The 15,564-nt window shown below is 67.2% G+C and carries 13 protein-coding genes; 7 read left to right on the top strand and 6 right to left on the bottom strand.

Annotated features, from left to right (window positions below; translation table 11 throughout):
- Window positions 1–5 precede the first annotated feature (5 nt).
- A complete protein-coding gene (locus ACZK0Z_RS17920) occupies window positions 6–893 on the bottom strand; it encodes an outer membrane protein assembly factor BamD (RefSeq protein ID WP_024956778.1) in 888 nt (295 codons plus the stop codon).
- A gap of 112 nt (window positions 894–1,005) precedes the next feature.
- Between ACZK0Z_RS17920 and rluD the strand changes: the two genes are divergently transcribed.
- The 4 genes from rluD to ACZK0Z_RS17900 are packed head-to-tail and all read left to right on the top strand — an operon-like array spanning window position 1,006 to window position 3,704.
- Window positions 1,006–1,995 (top strand): 23S rRNA pseudouridine(1911/1915/1917) synthase RluD, encoded by a 990-nt coding sequence (gene rluD / locus ACZK0Z_RS17915; protein ID WP_019660164.1) that lies wholly within the window; start codon window positions 1,006–1,008, stop codon window positions 1,993–1,995.
- Window positions 1,995–2,765: a peptidoglycan editing factor PgeF gene (gene pgeF / locus ACZK0Z_RS17910; RefSeq protein ID WP_049429149.1), complete on the top strand. Its 771-nt coding sequence runs from the start codon at window positions 1,995–1,997 to the stop codon at window positions 2,763–2,765. The genes rluD and pgeF overlap by 1 nt, the downstream gene beginning before the upstream one ends.
- A 20-nt stretch (window positions 2,766–2,785) precedes the next feature.
- Window positions 2,786–3,292, top strand: coding sequence for a DUF4166 domain-containing protein (locus tag ACZK0Z_RS17905; RefSeq protein ID WP_049429150.1), 507 nt, complete (start codon window positions 2,786–2,788; stop codon window positions 3,290–3,292).
- Complete coding sequence (locus ACZK0Z_RS17900; RefSeq protein WP_197633131.1) at window positions 3,267–3,704, top strand: thiol-disulfide oxidoreductase DCC family protein; 438 nt, start codon at window positions 3,267–3,269, stop codon at window positions 3,702–3,704. Before ACZK0Z_RS17905 ends, ACZK0Z_RS17900 begins: the two co-directional genes overlap by 26 nt.
- Window positions 3,705–3,825: 121 nt before the next feature.
- Here the strand turns inward: ACZK0Z_RS17900 and ACZK0Z_RS17895 are convergent, their stop codons facing one another.
- The 5 genes from ACZK0Z_RS17895 to ACZK0Z_RS17875 form a co-directional block, all read right to left on the bottom strand.
- Entirely contained in the window at window positions 3,826–5,127 is a 1,302-nt protein-coding gene (locus tag ACZK0Z_RS17895; protein WP_197633675.1) for an OmpA family protein, read from the bottom strand.
- A 357-nt stretch (window positions 5,128–5,484) separates the two neighbouring features.
- Window positions 5,485–6,849: an alpha,alpha-trehalose-phosphate synthase (UDP-forming) gene (otsA, locus tag ACZK0Z_RS17890; protein ID WP_197633674.1), complete on the bottom strand. Its 1,365-nt coding sequence runs from the start codon at window positions 6,847–6,849 to the stop codon at window positions 5,485–5,487.
- Complete coding sequence (locus tag ACZK0Z_RS17885) at window positions 6,846–8,627, bottom strand: glycoside hydrolase family 15 protein (protein WP_197633673.1); 1,782 nt, start codon at window positions 8,625–8,627, stop codon at window positions 6,846–6,848. The genes otsA and ACZK0Z_RS17885 overlap by 4 nt, the downstream gene beginning before the upstream one ends.
- 39 nt (window positions 8,628–8,666) lie before the next feature.
- Window positions 8,667–9,425, bottom strand: a complete 759-nt coding sequence (otsB, locus tag ACZK0Z_RS17880; protein ID WP_197633672.1) for a trehalose-phosphatase — start codon at window positions 9,423–9,425, stop codon at window positions 8,667–8,669.
- A gap of 242 nt (window positions 9,426–9,667) precedes the next feature.
- Window positions 9,668–12,103, bottom strand: a complete 2,436-nt coding sequence (locus ACZK0Z_RS17875; protein ID WP_197633671.1) for a TonB-dependent receptor domain-containing protein — start codon at window positions 12,101–12,103, stop codon at window positions 9,668–9,670.
- A 214-nt stretch (window positions 12,104–12,317) separates the two neighbouring features.
- On the opposite strand from ACZK0Z_RS17875, the gene ACZK0Z_RS17870 reads away from it, so the two are divergent.
- The 3 genes from ACZK0Z_RS17870 to ACZK0Z_RS17860 all read left to right on the top strand — a co-directional run bounded on the left by ACZK0Z_RS17870 (window position 12,318) and on the right by ACZK0Z_RS17860 (window position 15,522).
- Complete coding sequence (locus ACZK0Z_RS17870; RefSeq protein ID WP_049429156.1) at window positions 12,318–12,800, top strand: DUF3574 domain-containing protein; 483 nt, start codon at window positions 12,318–12,320, stop codon at window positions 12,798–12,800.
- Between the two features lie 36 nt (window positions 12,801–12,836).
- On the top strand, window positions 12,837–13,694 hold the full coding sequence (locus ACZK0Z_RS17865) for an XAC2610-related protein (RefSeq protein WP_197633670.1): 858 nt from the start codon (window positions 12,837–12,839) through the stop codon (window positions 13,692–13,694).
- A 109-nt stretch (window positions 13,695–13,803) separates the two neighbouring features.
- A complete protein-coding gene (locus tag ACZK0Z_RS17860) occupies window positions 13,804–15,522 on the top strand; it encodes a thiamine pyrophosphate-dependent enzyme (protein WP_197633669.1) in 1,719 nt (572 codons plus the stop codon).
- The last annotated feature ends 42 nt before the right edge of the window (window positions 15,523–15,564 follow it).

Below are 15,564 nucleotides of genomic sequence, written 5' to 3'. Positions count from 1 at the left end.
CTTTCTTATTTCTTTTCCAGTCGCGCGTTGCGCTGGCCGGTGCTGGCGGACTTCTCGCCGGCGAACGGGTTCAGCTTGCGGATCATCCACGGGTACTTCGGCCACTTGCCTTCCAGCCACGGGTGGTCCGGCTGGTTCAGCTGCAGGACGCGGCGGGCGTCGTCGGCCAGGGTCTTGTTGCCCAGGTGGGTGTAGGAATCGGCCAGGACGGCGACGGCGTCGTACTGGAACGCGCTCTGCGGATAGGTTTCCAGCAGGTAGTTGGCGCGGCCGGCGGCCGAGACCCAGGCGCCGCGGCGCATGTAGTACAGGGCGTTGTCCAGCTCGTGCTGGGCGAACACGTCACGCAGCTCCAGCATGCGCTGGCGCGCATCGGCGGCGTAGCGGCTGTTCGGGTAGCGGTCGACCACGATGTTGAAGTCCGAATACGCCTGGTGCGGCGTGGACAGGTCGCGGCGGCTGGCGTCCAGCGACCATACGCGGCGTAGGAAAACCGTACTGCGGTTGGAGTTGGCCAGGCCGCGCAGGTAGTACAGGTACGCGATGTTGCGGTGGGTCGGGTAGGTACGGATGAAGCGGTCGATGCTGGACACCGCATCGTCGTGCTTGCCGGCCTTGTACTGCGCGTAGGCGGTTTCGATCATCGCCTGTTCGGTATACGGGCCGTACGGATACTGGGCCACGAGGCGGCGGAAGCTGGTTTCAGCCCCGCTCCAGTTGCCACCCTGCATCAGCTTGTGGCTCTTCTCGTACAACTGTTCGACCGGCGTCCCTTCATCGGGGCGATCGCCCTTCTTGGCGCCACGGTGGCAGCCGGTGGCGGCGATGACCAGCACCAGCAGCAGGGCGGTGAGGCGGACGGGCGCGGAGAGCATGGAGGAGCGTCGGATCATGAGGTCGAGGCGGGACGCGGCTGGAATACGAAGGGGCGATGATAGCCTAGTGTCCTGTCCAGCGACTGAAACCGGCCGCCGGGACCCCAAAATTTCAAAGAATGCCCCTGCCATGTCTGAACAACCCTCTGAATCGGCCCGCCAGGCCATCGTCCCCGACACCGCTGCCGGCCGCCGTTTCGACGCCGTGGTGGCCGAACTGTTCCCCGAATACTCGCGGTCGCGCCTGACCGAGTGGATCAAGGCCGGTGAGGTCCTGCTGGACGGCGCCCAGGTGCGCCCGCGCGATCCGCTGCGCGGCGGCGAGGTGGTGACCCTCAACGTGGTGCTGGAAACCCAGACCGACGCCCAGCCGGAGGACATCCCGCTGGACGTGCTGTTCGAGGACGAGCACCTGCTGGTGATCAACAAGCCGGTCGGCCTGGTGGTGCATCCGGGGGCCGGCAACCACAGCGGCACCCTGGTCAACGCCCTGCTGTTCCGCGACCCGTCGGTGGCGGTGCTGCCGCGCGCGGGCATCGTGCACCGCCTGGACAAGGACACCAGTGGCGTGATGGTGGTGGCCAAGACCCTGGAAGCGCAGACCGCGCTGGTCGAGCAGCTGGCCGCACGCGACGTGCACCGCCAGTACCTGGCCATCGTGATGGGCGCGCTGGTGGCCGGCGGTACCGCCGATGCCCCGATCGACCGCCACCCGCGCGACCGCCTGAAGATGGCGGTGCGCGAGGACGGCAAGGAGGCGATCACCCATTACCGGCTGCGTGAGCGCTTCCGTGCGCACACCGCGCTGGAGTGCCGTCTGGAAACCGGGCGTACCCACCAGATCCGCGTGCACATGGCGCACGTTCGCCATCCGATCATCGGTGATCCGCTGTACGGCGGCGCGCTGAAGCTGCCCAAGGGCGCCAGCGATGAGCTGGTGGCCGCGCTGCGTGGCTTCAAGCGCCAGGCCCTGCATGCCGAGACCCTGGAGTTCACGCACCCGATCACCGGTGAGCCGGTGCGCAACACCGCGCCGGTGCCGGAGGACATGCTGCACCTGATGAAGGTGCTGCGCGAAGACAGCGAAGCCTTCGCCGCGCGCGAGCGGGACCGCTGGTAATGGACGCCGCGCTGCCGTTGCTGTGGGCCGATTGGCCGGCGCCTGCGGGCGTCCATGCGCTGACGACGCGCCGGCATGGCGCGGGCATCTCGCCGGCGCCGTTCGCGCAGTTCAACCTGGGCAACCGGCACGCGGCCGATGGTGATACCCCGGCCAACGTCGAGCACAACCGCCAGCTGCTGCAGCAGGGGCTGGCGTTGCCCTCCGCGCCGCACTGGCTGCGCCAGGTGCACAGCAGCACCGTGTTGCGCTTCAGCACGCCACCAGTGCCCGGCGCCAGCGAGCCGGTGGCCGATGCCGCAGTAACCTCGGTGCCCGGCGTGGTGCTGGCGATCCTGACCGCCGACTGCCTGCCGGTGGTGTTCGCCGCCGCTGATGGCAGTGAGGTGGGCGCGGCGCATGCCGGCTGGCGTGGCCTGGCCGACGGCATGCTGGAGGCCACCGTGGCGGCCATGCAGACGCCGCCCGGGCAGTTGCGAGCCTGGCTGGGACCGGCTGCCGGGCCGGCCGATTACGAGATCGGTGAAGAGGTCTACCACGCTTTCGTCGGCCATGATCCGGCCGCCGAGGCGGCGTTCGTGGCCACCCGCGCAGGCCACTGGAAGGTGGACCTGTTCGCGCTGGCGCGGCAGCGCCTGCAGGCCGCGGGCATGGACCCGGCGCAGGTATACGGCGGCACGGTGTCGACCATGGCCGATCCGGACCTGTACTCGCACCGGCGCGATCGTCGTACCGGACGCATGGCGACGCTGGCCTGGATCGCACCCTGAGTACGCCCCTGTTCGCACGGGTGCTGGGGCCGGCCTTCGCCACCCTGGCCGCCCCGGTGCAGGCGCTGCATGCCGCGCCGTTGCCCTGCCGTTATGCAGGGCAGGCGCGGATCGTGCGGGGACGGCACTGGCTGGTGCCGTTGCTGGCCGCAGTGGCACGTTTGCCGAACAACGGCGATGCGCTGCCGACCGAGGTAGCGTTCAGCGCCCACGGGCAGGGCGAGCAATGGGCGCGACGCTTCGGACGCTGGCCGATGGTGTCGCGGTTGTGGGAGCACGAAGGGCATCTGCACGAGCAGCTGGGTGCAGTGCGTTTCGCGTTCGACCTGCAGGCCCGCGATGGCGGCATCGACTGGACGGTGCGGCGGGTCTGGGCGTTGGGCCTGCTGCCGCTGCCAACACGCTGGTTCGGTGGCGTGCGCTGCCGTGAAGCGTGGCACGGCCAGCGCTACACTTTCCTGGTCGATGTGACATTGCCCTGGGCCGGAGCCCTGATCCGCTATGAAGGCTGGCTCGAACCGCAGTGAGGTTGCCACCGAGACCGGCCGCGCGGTGATCGTGTTCGATGGTGTGTGCGCGCTGTGCAACCAATGGGTGCGCTTCCTGCTGCGCTTCGATCGCGCGGGGCGTTACCGCTTCGCCGCGATGCAGGGCACGCAGGGCAGCGCGCTGTTGCGTGCGCACGGGCTGGATCCGCAGGACCCGGCGTCGTTCCTGTTGCTGGACGCACAGGGCGCGTGGACCGATACCGATGCGATCCTGCGCGTACTGGCGGGACTCGGCGGTGCCTGGCGTTTTAGCGGCGTGCTGCGCCTGCTGCCGCGCAGCTGGCGGGACGCGGCGTATCGCCTGCTGGCGCGTAACCGCTACCGCTGGTTCGGACGCCACGATGCGTGCCATCTGCCGGCGCCGGAACACCTCGCGCGGTTCCTGGATTGATCACCGGACGTCTGTAGAGCCGAGCCATGCTCGGCTGTTCCCGTCGAGACTACGAAAAAGGCAGCCGAGCATGGCTCGGCTCTACAGGAGCAGGTGCTTCAAGCCTGAAGCGTCGGCAGGCTCAGTCGAGCAGCCGGTAATCGATACGGCGGTTCTGCGCGCGGCCGCTGTCGCTGCGGTTGTCGGCCACGGGATGTTCCTGGCCGTAGCCCACGGCGACCAGCGTGTCAGGCTCCACTCCCAGCTCCTGCAGCCCCTGCGACACCGCTTCGGCACGTTGCTGGCTGAGATGCAGATTGGCTTCGGCCTGGCCGCGGCTGTCGGTGTGCGCACCGATTTCCACGCGCGTGCCTGCGGGCGTGTCACGCAGTGCGTTGGCGACGGCTTCCAGCGTTTGCCGCGAGTCACCGGTCAGTTCGGAGGAGCCTGCGCGGAATTTCAGCGTGGTCTGGTTCAACGCAGCTACCCGCTGTGCAGGGGCAGCGTCAGGTGACAGCTGCGCCAGCGCGGCCAGGCCCGGGCCCCACAGCCCGCGCATCTCCAGCGCCGGGAAGTCCTGGCGCAAACGCCACGAGATGGCCAGCCGCTCGGGCTCCTGCATGGAACGGGTATCGATCCGCAACCGGGTGCCTTCAAACACAAGGTGCAGGCCGTCGCCCCGCAGATGGGGAAGATCCACGATCAGGCGGTCCAGCCAGCGCGGTGCCTGCGTGTGCGGGTCCAGTGCAATGCCACCGCCGAGGTTGCGCGCGCCATGCACTGCGGAAAGCGCGTTCCAGACGCGGCGGCGGTCGCTCTCGCTGGGCAGGCGCCCGTGCACCTGTACCTGCGTGCCGTGCTGAAGGAGGGACAGGTGTGCTTCATGCTGCGCGGGCGTGTCCTGCACCGTCCACAGCGGTGTGCGCGCTTTCAGCAACAACCATGTGGTGAGGCCCAGCACCGCAACCACAGCCACGGTCCAGAGCAGGCCGCGCAGGGCCATGCCGTACATCGCACGCGAGGGCACCAGACTGCGCATGCGCCTGGGCGCGGCGTTCCTGCGTGCTGGAACGGCGGCAGCGGCCACTTCATCGGCGCTGTGCGGGGCGGACATCAGGGTGACGACGCCGGGCAGAAGGTGGCAGATCACCACACGGAACGGCCCGGGTGACATGCCGCTGCGGTGGGCGATCATGGCCAGCGTGTGCGCCCCCAGGGCGCGCTCCATTTCGCTGGCAACGATGGGCAGGCGCAGGCTGGCCGGGTGCCGCCAGGAGTGGAAGCGGGCGGCCAGGCCGGCCTGTTCGAAGCGCTGCTGTACGCCGTCCAGACCGTGGGGATGCGAGGCCACCCAGGCGGTGATCACCTCGATCACCCAACGGGTGCGATGGCCCAGTTCAAGGCGTGTTGCTGCATCTTCGATGAAACGGTCGTAAGCGGACATGCGGTGACTCCCCAGGTGTGATGTGCGCGACGCCTCGCAAACGCGGTTGCGATGGCGTGCGGTCGTTCCGGGGGCGTCACTTTGGGGAGCGGGTGTCAATGCGGAATGAAAACCGGTGCGCGCTGCAGCTTTCGTTTTTGCGGACGCATGAGCGGCAGGCGTGATGAAACCGGGAAAACCCCTGTGCGAAGTGGGCTTCACCCAAGGTTCGGTGTTGCACGCGGCTGCCGGAAGGTCGCATTGCGGGTGCGGCGATATGGTTTCATTCGCATCTACTTTCGTGCTGAAAGCGACAATTTGCGGGCCGTGCCGACACGCCGATGACGTGTCGAACCGGCCCGCAGCGACGGTGGTCGCTCAGCCTTCCAAGGCGTCCAGATAGCTGCGCCGCCAGTGGTTGATGTCGTAGGTGCGCAGGTGCTCCATCATCGCGTGCCAGCGTTCCTTGCGCCTGCGCAGCGACATCGTCGCGGCCGTGGCGATGGCGTCGGCCACGCCGTCCAGATCGTGCGGGTTCACCAGCAGCGCCTGCTTCAGTTCGTCGGCGGCCCCGGCCAGCAGCGACAACACCAGTACGCCGGGATCGTCCGGGTCCTGCGAGGCCACGTACTCCTTGGCCACCAGGTTCATGCCATCACGCAGCGGGGTCACCAGTCCCACTGCCGCCGCCCGGTAGAAGCCGGTAAGCGTGGCGTGGGTGAAGTTCTGGTTGACGTAGCGCAGCGGCGTCCAGTCCGGTTCGGCGTGGCCACCGTTGATGTGGCCGGCGATCTGTTCCAGCTGGCTGCGCAGTTGACGGTACTCGGTGACATCACCGCGCGAGACCGGGGCGATCTGCAGGTAGGTCAGCGAACCCCGCTGGTCGGGATGGCGCTCCAGGTAGCGCTCGAAGCCAAGGAAGCGCTCGGGCAGGCCCTTGGAATAGTCCAGGCGATCCACGCCGATGGCCAGTTGGCGGTCGCGCAGGCTGGCGCGCAGGTTCTTCACTGCGGCCTTGGTCGCGGCGGTACCGGCCTGTCGCGCGATCAGCTCGGTGTCGATACCGATCGGGAACGCGGCCGCGCGGAAGCGGCGTCCACCTGGCGCTTCCAGTTCGCCACTGTCGAGTACGCGGCCGCCACCGAACAGGCGCAGGTAGGTCTGGAAGCGATCGGCATCGCGCTGGGTCTGGAAGCCGACCAGATCGTAGGCGTACAGCGCGGAGAACAGGCGCAGGTGATCGGGCATGGCCTGCAGCAGGTCGGCCGAGGGCATCGGGATGTGCAGGAAGAAGCCGATGCGGCAGCCGATGCCACGCTCGCGCAGCAGCGCGCCGAGCGGGATCAGGTGGTAGTCGTGGATCCAGACGATGTCGTCTTCGCGCAGCAACGGTGCGAGCTTGTCGGCGAACAGCGCATTGACCTTGTGGTAGGTCTCGCGGGTACCGCGGTCGTAGTCGACCAGATCGAGGCGGAAGTGCAGCAGCGGCCACAGGGTGCGGTTGGCGAAGCCGTTGTAGTAGCCATCCACCTCGCGCTTGCTCAGGTCCAGGGTGACGAATTCGATGTCGCCGTCTTTCTGCGTATGCAGCGTGCCGCTGCCATCGCGCACGCTCTTGCCGCTCCAGCCGAACCACATCCCGCCGCGTTCCTTCAGCGCGGCCAGCAGGCCGACCGCCAGGCCGCCGGCACGGTTCTCGCCCGGCACGGCCACCCGGTTTGAAACCACCACCAGGCGACTCACGACGCCTCCTGCCAGGACCGCGACAGGCGCATCGCGGCGGTGATCAGGCCGACGTGCGAATAGGTCTGCGGGAAGTTGCCCCAGGCCTCGCCGCTGTCGAAGGCCAGATCCTCCGACAGCAGGCCCAGGTGGTTGCGCTGTTTCAGGAGCAGCTCGAACATCCCGCGTGCTTCGTCCATGCGCCCGATCGCCGCCAGCGCATCGATGTACCAGAAGGTGCAGATGGTGAAGCTGGTTTCCGGCTCGCCGAAGTCATCCGGTGCAACGTAGCGGTACAGCGAATTGCCATGCTTGAGGTCGCGGCCGATGGCCTCGACGGTGGCAATGAAGCGGGCGTCCAGCGCATCGATGAAGCCGATGTCGGCCAGCAGCAGCAACGAGGCATCCAGGCGGTGGCCGCCGAAGGTGTCGGTGAAGTGGCCGAGCTCCTCGCTCCAGGACTCGGCCATGATGCGTGCGTGGATGGTGTCGGCGCGCTCGCGCCAATAGTGCGCCCGGTCGTCCCGCTTCAGGCGTACGGCGATCTTGCACAGGCGGTCGCAGGCCGCCCAGCACATCGCGCTGGTGTAGGTGTGCACCTCGGTACGGCCGCGGAACTCCCACAGACCGGCGTCGGGTACGTCGTGCAGGGCGAATGCCTGTTCGCCCAATGGTTCCAGGCGGGCAAAGGTGTGCGCATCCCCCGGGTCCTGCAGGCGACGGTCGAAGAACAGCTGCGTGGAGGCCAGCACCACGCTGCCGTAGACATCGTGCTGGCGCTGAACCCAGGCCAGGTTGCCGCGACGCACCGGGCCCATCCCGCGATAGCCGGACAGGCTGGGGACTTCGTTCTCGTCCAGCTTGGCCTCGAAGCCAATGCCATACAGCGGCTGCAGCGTGCCATCGGTGGTGGCCAGGTTGAAGATGTAGCCGAGGAACTGTTCCATCGTGCGCGTGGCGCCAAGACGGTTCAGTGCACGCACGACGAAGGCGGCATCGCGCAGCCAGCAGTAGCGGTAGTCCCAGTTGCGCACGCTGCCGGGCGCTTCCGGAATGGAGGTGGTCATCGCCGCGATGATCGCGCCGCTGTCCTCGTACTGGCACAGCTTCAACGTGATTGCACTGCGGATGACCGCGTCCTGCCATTCCAGCGGAATGGACAGGTAGCGCACCCACTCGCGCCAGTAATCGCGGGTGCGCTGGAAGGCTTCCTGCACATAGCCGCTGATGGAGCGGTTGAGCGATTCGTCCACGCCGAGGATCAGGTGGATCGGATGGTTGAGCACGAACGGCAGGCCATCACGCACGAACCTTACCGGCACGTCGGTGGTCAGTCGCAGCACGTGCTCGGGCAGGATCCAGCGCACGTGGTTGCTGCCCCAGGTGGACTCGGGCACGCGCGCGCCCCAGTCGGCCAGCGGGCGCGCACGCACGGTGATGCGTGGGCTGCCGGACAAGGGGCGCACCTGTCGGATCAGGCTGACCGGCCGGTAGAAGCGGTCATTCTGGCGCCAGCGCGGTGCGAAATCGAGGATTTCCAGTTCGCCACCGTGCGCGTCGCGCAGGACGGTGCGCAGGATCGCTGTGTTGGTCAGGTATTCCTGCTCGCTGCTGGCGAAGTCCTCCAGCTCGATGGCGAAGTCGCCACCGGTCTGCTGGTTGGGACCGAGCAGGGCACAGAAGGTGGGGTCGCCGTCGAAGGTGGGCAGGCAGCTCCAGACAACGCGGGCACGTTTGTCGACCAGGGCGCCGAAGCTGCCGTTGCCGACCACGCCCAGATCAAGATCGGGTTGGGTCATCACGCGGTACATCTCGGTTGCGGCCGTGGGGTGGCCGGGTCAATAGGCATTCTCACGCAGCCAGGCGTGCACGCTGCGTATGTCGGGCAGCGCGAACACCGCCTTGCTGGGTTCCCGCTCGCCCACCAGCACGCTCCAGCCATGCTGGACGTTGGCGGCGTCGAAGCCGAATTCATCGGTGAGGTCATCACCGAGGAACACCGGCAGGCGGCCGCGGAACGGCAGGTACTGCATCATCCGGCGCACGGCACGGCCCTTGTCGGTGCCGACGGGCACGAACTCGACCACATGGTCGCCAGGTTGCAGGCGGTAGCTGGCACGGCCGCGCACGTGGCGGTCGGCGAAGGCGCGGACATCGCTGGCGGCATGCGGTGCGCCGCGCCAGTGCAGGGCCAGCCCGACGCCCTTGTCTTCCACCAGCACGCCGGGATGCCCGTGAGCAAAGCGCATCGCCTGCTGGTGCAGCGCGTGCAGCCATTCGGCGGTGTCGTCGTCGTGTTCGTCACGCAGCACACGACCATCCTGGCCACGCAACTCATGGCCGTGCAGGCCGGCGGCAGGCAGTTGCAGGGGAGCGAACAGTTGATCCAGCTGTTCAAGCGGGCGACCACTGACCAGTGCCAAGGCACCTTCCAGGCGGTCGCTGATGCGGCCGATGGCTTCACGCACATCCGGCAGCAGCTGCACGGCATCCGGGCGCGCAGCGAATTCGATCAGGGTGCCGTCGACATCGAGGAACAACGCGCAGGCGTCGTCCAGCAATGGCGGTGGCGGACGCAGGGGGAGCGGTTCAGCCATGCCCCCACCTTGCCAGCGTGGGCGTGTAGGGCAGGTCGAGGCAGGGCGACAGTTCGTGGTGGGTGCCGACCGCTGGTCGGGACGGAAGACGATGGGGAAACCACGACGGGGTAGAGTCGACTGTTAGTCGACTATCGCGCGCAGCGCGGGACTTTTGCGATCTGCGTGAAGAGCAGTCGACTAACAGTCGCCTCTACCCCGTCGGCTCTACCCCGTCGGCTCTACCGGGTCGATTCTGCGAATCAGAACGTATAGCGGACGCGGCCGTAGTAGTACGCGCCGTTGCTGCCGATCGGCGACAGCACGTCATACGGCAGGTTGCCGAAGTAGTGAATGTCGCTGTTGGATCGATCCGGGTAGTTGTCGGTCAGGTTCTGGCCACCGATGGCCACGCTCCAGCGCGGAGTGATGCGGTACTCGACCTCCGCATCCAGCTGCCATTCGGCCTGGTAGGTCTGGCGCGGAATGTAGCCGTCACCGAAGTTGAACACGCGGGTGGCACTGCCATAGCGGTTCACACGGGTGCTCAGCGACCAGTGGTCGTTGCTCCACGCGGCGGAGAAGCTGCCGCGGGTGCGCGGCGTGGCATCGGTCAGCGTGTTGGTCTCTTCAATGCCGAACAGTACGTAGTCCGGGTTCAGTGCCTGCAGCTGCGCCGGCGTGGCCAGCACGTTCTTCAGCGTGGTCTTCGTGTACGCATAGGTGCCGGTCAGCAGCAGCTGGCCATCGCCCAGCGACTGGCGCCAGTTGCTCACCAGTTCGGCGCCGCGGGTGCGGGTGTCGGCGGCGTTGACGAAGAAGCTGGCGCTCTGCAGGCCGGTGACGCCGTAGTTGGCGGCCACGTAGTCGGTCAGCGCATCACCGGTGATGCTCTCGGACAGCGCGATGCGATCGTCGATGTCGATCTGGAAGAAGTCCAGCGACAGGTCGAAATGCTCGCCGATGCGGCTGGTGAAGCCCAGCGAGGTGTTGAGCGACTTCTCCGGCTTCAGGTCACGTGCGCCGAGGCCACGCGCGATCGGATTGTTGACCGAGAGCAGGCGGCCCTGCACCAGCTGGCCGCCGGCGTTGTAGCCGGTGGAGGTGGATTCGTAACCGATCTGCGCCAGCGACGGCGCGCGGAAGTTGTTGGAGATCGCGCCGCGCAGCGCGAACGCCGGGGTGAACTCGTAGCGCAGGCCGAGCTTGCCGGTCAGCTCGCCGCCGAAGTCATCGCTGTGCTCGTAACGTGCAGCCAGATCGGTGGAGAACTTGTCGCCGAACTGGCTGGACAGGCTGGCATAGGCGCTGGCCACATCGCGCGACAGGGTGGCTGCATCCTGCGGGGTCAGGCCGCCACCGGCCTGCGAACCGGTCGGGCGGTCGGTGAACGGGCCGGCCGCGTAGCTGGCCGGGTCACCGGGGCGCGTCTGGTAGCGCTCGTGGCGTGCTTCCACGCCCAGGCCCAGAGTGTGGCTGATGCTCTCGCTCTGGGTGAACACGCGGCTCAGGTCGAGGTTGCCCACGGTCTGTGCGTACTCGTAATCGGCAGTCTTGAAACGGGTCGGGCTGGTCGGGCCCAGCGAGGCATTGAGCGAATCGCGCAGGCGGTAGGTGAAGTCGTTCTGGCCGTAATCCAGGCTGCCGTCGTAGCTCCACTCGCCCCACTGGCCGCGCACGCCAGCCACGGCCTGCACGTCGCGGTTCTCGCCTTCGGAGATCGGCCGGTAACCGTTCGGATAGACCTGCTTCCAGTTGGCATCGCCGTCGGGGTAGCGGAAGTAGTTCGCGCCCTCGGTGTCACGCTGGTTGAAGGTGCCGAACGCGTAGAACGTCGAGGTCTGGCCGACCGGGATCTCGGTGTTCAGCCACAGGTTGATGTCCTTGCTCTTGCCATCGCCCAGCACGTAGTTGCGCTTGCCCTGCAGCGCCAGGTTGCCTGGAGTCTGGTCCCACGGCGGAATCTGGTCGAAGCCGGCGCGGTTGGTGCCGTTGCGGTGCTTGTATTCCAGGCCGACGCGCAGGAAGCCGCCATCCTCGCCCAGCGACGTGCCGACCTTGGCACTGATGTTGCCGGTCTGGCCGTCGGTGAGGGTGCGGCCGATCGGCTTGAGGTCAGTGTGGTTGGCGCCGTAGCTGGCTTCGATCTCGCCACCGTCGCCGCCGTTGTCGAGGATCACGTTGATGACGCCGGCGACCGCGTCAGAGCCGTACAGCGCTCCAGCACCATCGCGCAGCACTTCGATGCGCTTGATCGCGCTGACCGGGATCGAATTGAAGTCGACCGGGGTGGTGCCCTTGCCGATCTTGCTGTCGGTGTTGACCAGCGCGGTGTGATGGCGGCGCTTGCCATTGACCAGCACCAGCACCTGGTCCGGCGACAGGCCACGCAGCTGCGCGGCGCGCACATGGTCGGCACCGCCGGAGTTGGACTGGCGCGGGAAGTTGAACGACGGCAGCAGCGCCTGCAGTGCGCTGCCCAGCTCACCGTTGACCACGCCGGCCTTGCGGATGTCCTCGTCGGTGAGCACGTCCACTGGCGAGGTGGATTCAAGCACGGTGCGGTCGGCGGCGCGGGTGCCGGTGACGATCACCGTGTCCAGGTTGGTGGCGTCCTGGGCCAGGGCCGGGACGGCGGCGGAGGAAAGCGCGAGGGCGATGGCGAGGCCGAGCGGCGACGCGGGCAGGCGGGCGGACATGGGGGCTCCAGCAACAACGACGACGGGGAAGGGGGAGATAGTCTCACTTACATCCATCCGGATGAAGCGATATATTATCTTCGCGTGATGGCCGGTGCAGATGCAAGCCCCTGCCGGTCCGGCATGAGCTGATGCCCTGCTGGCATCAGCACGCCGGGCCGGTGGCGCTGTACGCTGCCGGCTCGCCCTGTCCCCCTTCCCCGGAGCTGTACCGATGAAACACCTTGGCCTCGTCTTTGCCGTGCTGCTGGCCACCAGTGGCTGTGCCAGCCTGTCCTCGCAGGCGCCCAGCGCCTATGCCACGGCCACCACCGCCGAACTGAAGGGCGATGCCGCACGCCCGTCCGACGGCCACGGCTGGGTGCGCAGCGAGCTGTACTTCGGCGTGGGCGAGGAGCAGGGCGCGGGCAACCGTCCGCAGGCCGACACCATCAGCGAGGCGCAGTGGCGCGCATTCCTGGACAAGGAAGTGACCCCGCGCTTCCCGGATGGGCTGACCGTGTTCGATGCCTATGGCCAGTGGCTGTTCCGCGGCGATGCTTCGCCCAACCGCCTGCGCACCAAGGTGCTGGTGGTGCTGCATGAGGACACTCCGCAGCGTCGCACCGATATCGAAGCGATCCGCCTGGCGTGGAAGCAGCAGACCAAGCATCAATCGGTGCTGTGGTCGCGGCAGCCGGTCGAGGTATCGTTCTGAGTTGAAGGTGCCGCTGCGGTGCCGCAGGGAGCGATGATGAAACACAGGGAATGCGCGCTGGGCCTGGTGCTGGCGGGATTGCTGGCGCCGTCGGCGCAGGCAAGTGGCGGCGACGGCGAAACGCTGCGGTTCCAGGTGGCCGCTCACGTGCAGGCGCACGCCGATCCCCAGCAGGACGGCAGCATCGCCGTGCAGCTGTCGCCGTCGGGCAAGCGCCAGACGCTGGCGGGCGCGGCGGATGCCGACGGCAATTCGCGGTGGTCGCTCGAAGACGTCGATTTCGATGGCTACCCGGAACTGGTTGCGCGTGCATCGGTGGGCATGGTCAACGAAGCGGTAGCGGTGTACCGGTTCGATCCAGCCAGCGCTTCGTATCGCGTTCTGCAGACCGAAACTCACGGCAAGGACAGCTGCGGTGACCTGATGGGGCTGAGCGTGGACGTTGCCACCCGCACCCTCACCAGCAGTTGCCGCAGCGGCCCGATGTGGTACGCCGACCAGTACCGGTTCGCAGGCGCGAAGCTCTACCTTTACCGCAGCGAGAATGTGCTGATGCTGGGCAATACGGTGAGCGCCGCGCTGCAGTGGGAACAGACCGACGAGCAGGGCCCGCTGGCGGTCTGGCGCACCTACGATGCCGATGGCCGCGTGTTGGAGACGGCCATCGCCGATGGCCTGGGCGCACGGCCCGAGGGGCCGCTGCGTGGCCAGCAGGCCACCGTGGTGCCAGCACGCCTGTTCCTGTTCGACCGACCTGGCGCGACCAGCACCAAGCGCTATCTGGTGCAGGGCGATCGCGTGGAAATGCTGGATGAACAGGACGGCTGGGTGAAGCTGCGCTACCGCAACCCGAAGCAGGGCGTGGTGGAGGGTTGGATCAACGTCAATGATTGACGAGATGTCTACCCGCAGTTTGCACATCGAGGCGATGCGCAACTTGCCCACGGAGGCATCACTTCACCGGGTCTAGCCTCGGACGTTCCCCCGTTCGAGGATGTATCCGATGAGCAAGCGCGTGGCCGAAATCGTGGTGGACGCCCTGCAGCAGGCCGGTGTCCGCCGTTGCTACGGCATCGTGGGCGATACGCTCAACCATGTGACCGATGCGATGCATGGCAGTGAGATCGCCTGGGTGCACGTGCGGCATGAAGAAGTGGCAGCGTTTGCTGCCGGCGCCGATTCGCTGGTGAGCGGCGAACTGACCGCCTGCGCCGGCTCCTGCGGGCCCGGCAGCCTGCATTTCATCAACGGTGTGTTCGAGAGCAACCGCAACCGCGCGCCGATGGTGCTGATCGCCAGCCAGGTGGTGACCAGCGAACTGGGCATGGAATTCCCGCAGGAAGTGGACTTCAAGGCGGTGTACGCCAGTTGTTCGGTGTTCTGCGAGCAGGTGCACAGCGCCGAACAGGCACGCCGCGTGGTCACACTGGCCTGCCAGGCCGCGATCAGCCGCCGCGGCGTGGCGGTGGTGATCCTGCCGGCCGACATCAGCCAGGCCGAGGTGAAGCACGATGTGCCGTTTTCGGTGCACTACACCCAGCCGGTGCTGCGCCCTTCCGACGCCGAACTGCAGCGTATCGCCGAGCTGCTGGGGCAGGGCAAGCGCATCGGCGTCTATGCCGGCGCCGGCTGCCAGGGTGCGCACGCGCAGCTGCTGGAACTGGCCCGGCGCCTGCAGGCCCCGATCGCGCACACCTCGCGCGCCAAGGATTTCGTCGAGCCGGACAACCCGTACAACATGGGCATGACCGGCATCTTCGGCATCGAATCCGGCTTCCACACGCTGATGGAGTGCGACACGCTGCTGCTGCTCGGCGCCGACTTCGCCTGGGGCCAGTTCTACCCGGACAAGGCCACGATCATCCAGGTCGACCGCGATGGCAGCCACCTCGGCCGCCGCCACCCGGTGCACCTGGGCGTGGTCGGCGATATTGCGCCCACGCTGGATGCGCTGCTGCCGATGCTGCCGCCGCGTGAGGACAGCACGTTCCTGGACGAATGCATCGAGCGCCGAGACAAGGCGCTGAAGAAGCGCGAACAGGAAGAACAGCCGGGCGAAGGCGAGCTGATCCACCCGCAGCATCTGACCGCATTGCTGTCGAAGTATGCGACCGACGATGCGCTGTTCACCGCAGACGGCGGCTCGCCAATGGTGTGGGTGTTGCGGCATATCCGTGTCAACGGCCGCCGCCGCACGCTGACCAGCCTGCTGCACGGCACGATGGCCAACGCGATGCCGCAGGCACTGGGCCTGCAGAAGGCGTTCCCGGGCCGCCAGGTGATCTCGCTGTCCGGTGACGGAGGCTTGGCGATGCTGCTGGGCGATCTGCTGACCGCAGTGCAGGAAAACCTGCCCATCAAGGTGGTGGTGTTCAACAACGGTTCGCTGAACTTCGTCGAGCTGGAGCAGAAAGTGGAAGGGCTGCTGGACAACTACACCGACCTGAAGAACCCGGATTTTGGCCGCCTTGCCGAAGTGATCGGCTTCCACGGCCGCACCGTGACCCGCAGCGAGGATCTGGAAGAGGCTGTACAGGATTTCCTGGCGCAGCGCGGCCCGGCGTTGCTGGACGTACACACCAGCCGCGCCGAGCTGGTGATGCCGCCGCAGATCGAGGTCAAGCAGGTGGCAGGCACGGCGCTGTATGCCGCCAAGGCGGTATTGAACGGCCGCTTCGACGACGTGAAGCATCTGCTGGTGGACAACTTCCTGAAGAAGTGAGGGTTGGGGTTTTATGCAGGGCTGCGCCCTGCACCCGCTACG

It is taken from the genome of Stenotrophomonas sp. 116085_Sma, from assembly GCF_056479585.1.
This window is presented reverse-complemented; position numbering and strand designations above follow the sequence as displayed.

Excerpts from the sequence above, each read along its gene's own strand:
- ACZK0Z_RS17920 (WP_024956778.1), bottom strand. The coding sequence starts at position 893 with ATGATCCGACGCTCCTCCATGCTCTCCGCGCCCGTCCGCCTCACCGCC.
- rluD (WP_019660164.1), top strand. The coding sequence starts at position 1,006 with ATGTCTGAACAACCCTCTGAATCGGCCCGCCAGGCCATCGTCCCCGAC.
- ACZK0Z_RS17865 (WP_197633670.1), top strand. The coding sequence starts at position 12,837 with ATGAAACACAGGGAATGCGCGCTGGGCCTGGTGCTGGCGGGATTGCTG.
- ACZK0Z_RS17885 (WP_197633673.1), bottom strand. The coding sequence starts at position 8,627 with ATGACCCAACCCGATCTTGATCTGGGCGTGGTCGGCAACGGCAGCTTC.
- otsB (WP_197633672.1), bottom strand. The coding sequence starts at position 9,425 with ATGGCTGAACCGCTCCCCCTGCGTCCGCCACCGCCATTGCTGGACGAC.
- ACZK0Z_RS17895 (WP_197633675.1), bottom strand. The coding sequence starts at position 5,127 with ATGTCCGCTTACGACCGTTTCATCGAAGATGCAGCAACACGCCTTGAA.
- ACZK0Z_RS17870 (WP_049429156.1), top strand. The coding sequence starts at position 12,318 with ATGAAACACCTTGGCCTCGTCTTTGCCGTGCTGCTGGCCACCAGTGGC.
- ACZK0Z_RS17900 (WP_197633131.1), top strand. The coding sequence starts at position 3,267 with ATGAAGGCTGGCTCGAACCGCAGTGAGGTTGCCACCGAGACCGGCCGC.
- ACZK0Z_RS17875 (WP_197633671.1), bottom strand. The coding sequence starts at position 12,103 with ATGTCCGCCCGCCTGCCCGCGTCGCCGCTCGGCCTCGCCATCGCCCTC.
- pgeF (WP_049429149.1), top strand. The coding sequence starts at position 1,995 with ATGGACGCCGCGCTGCCGTTGCTGTGGGCCGATTGGCCGGCGCCTGCG.
- ACZK0Z_RS17860 (WP_197633669.1), top strand. The coding sequence starts at position 13,804 with ATGAGCAAGCGCGTGGCCGAAATCGTGGTGGACGCCCTGCAGCAGGCC.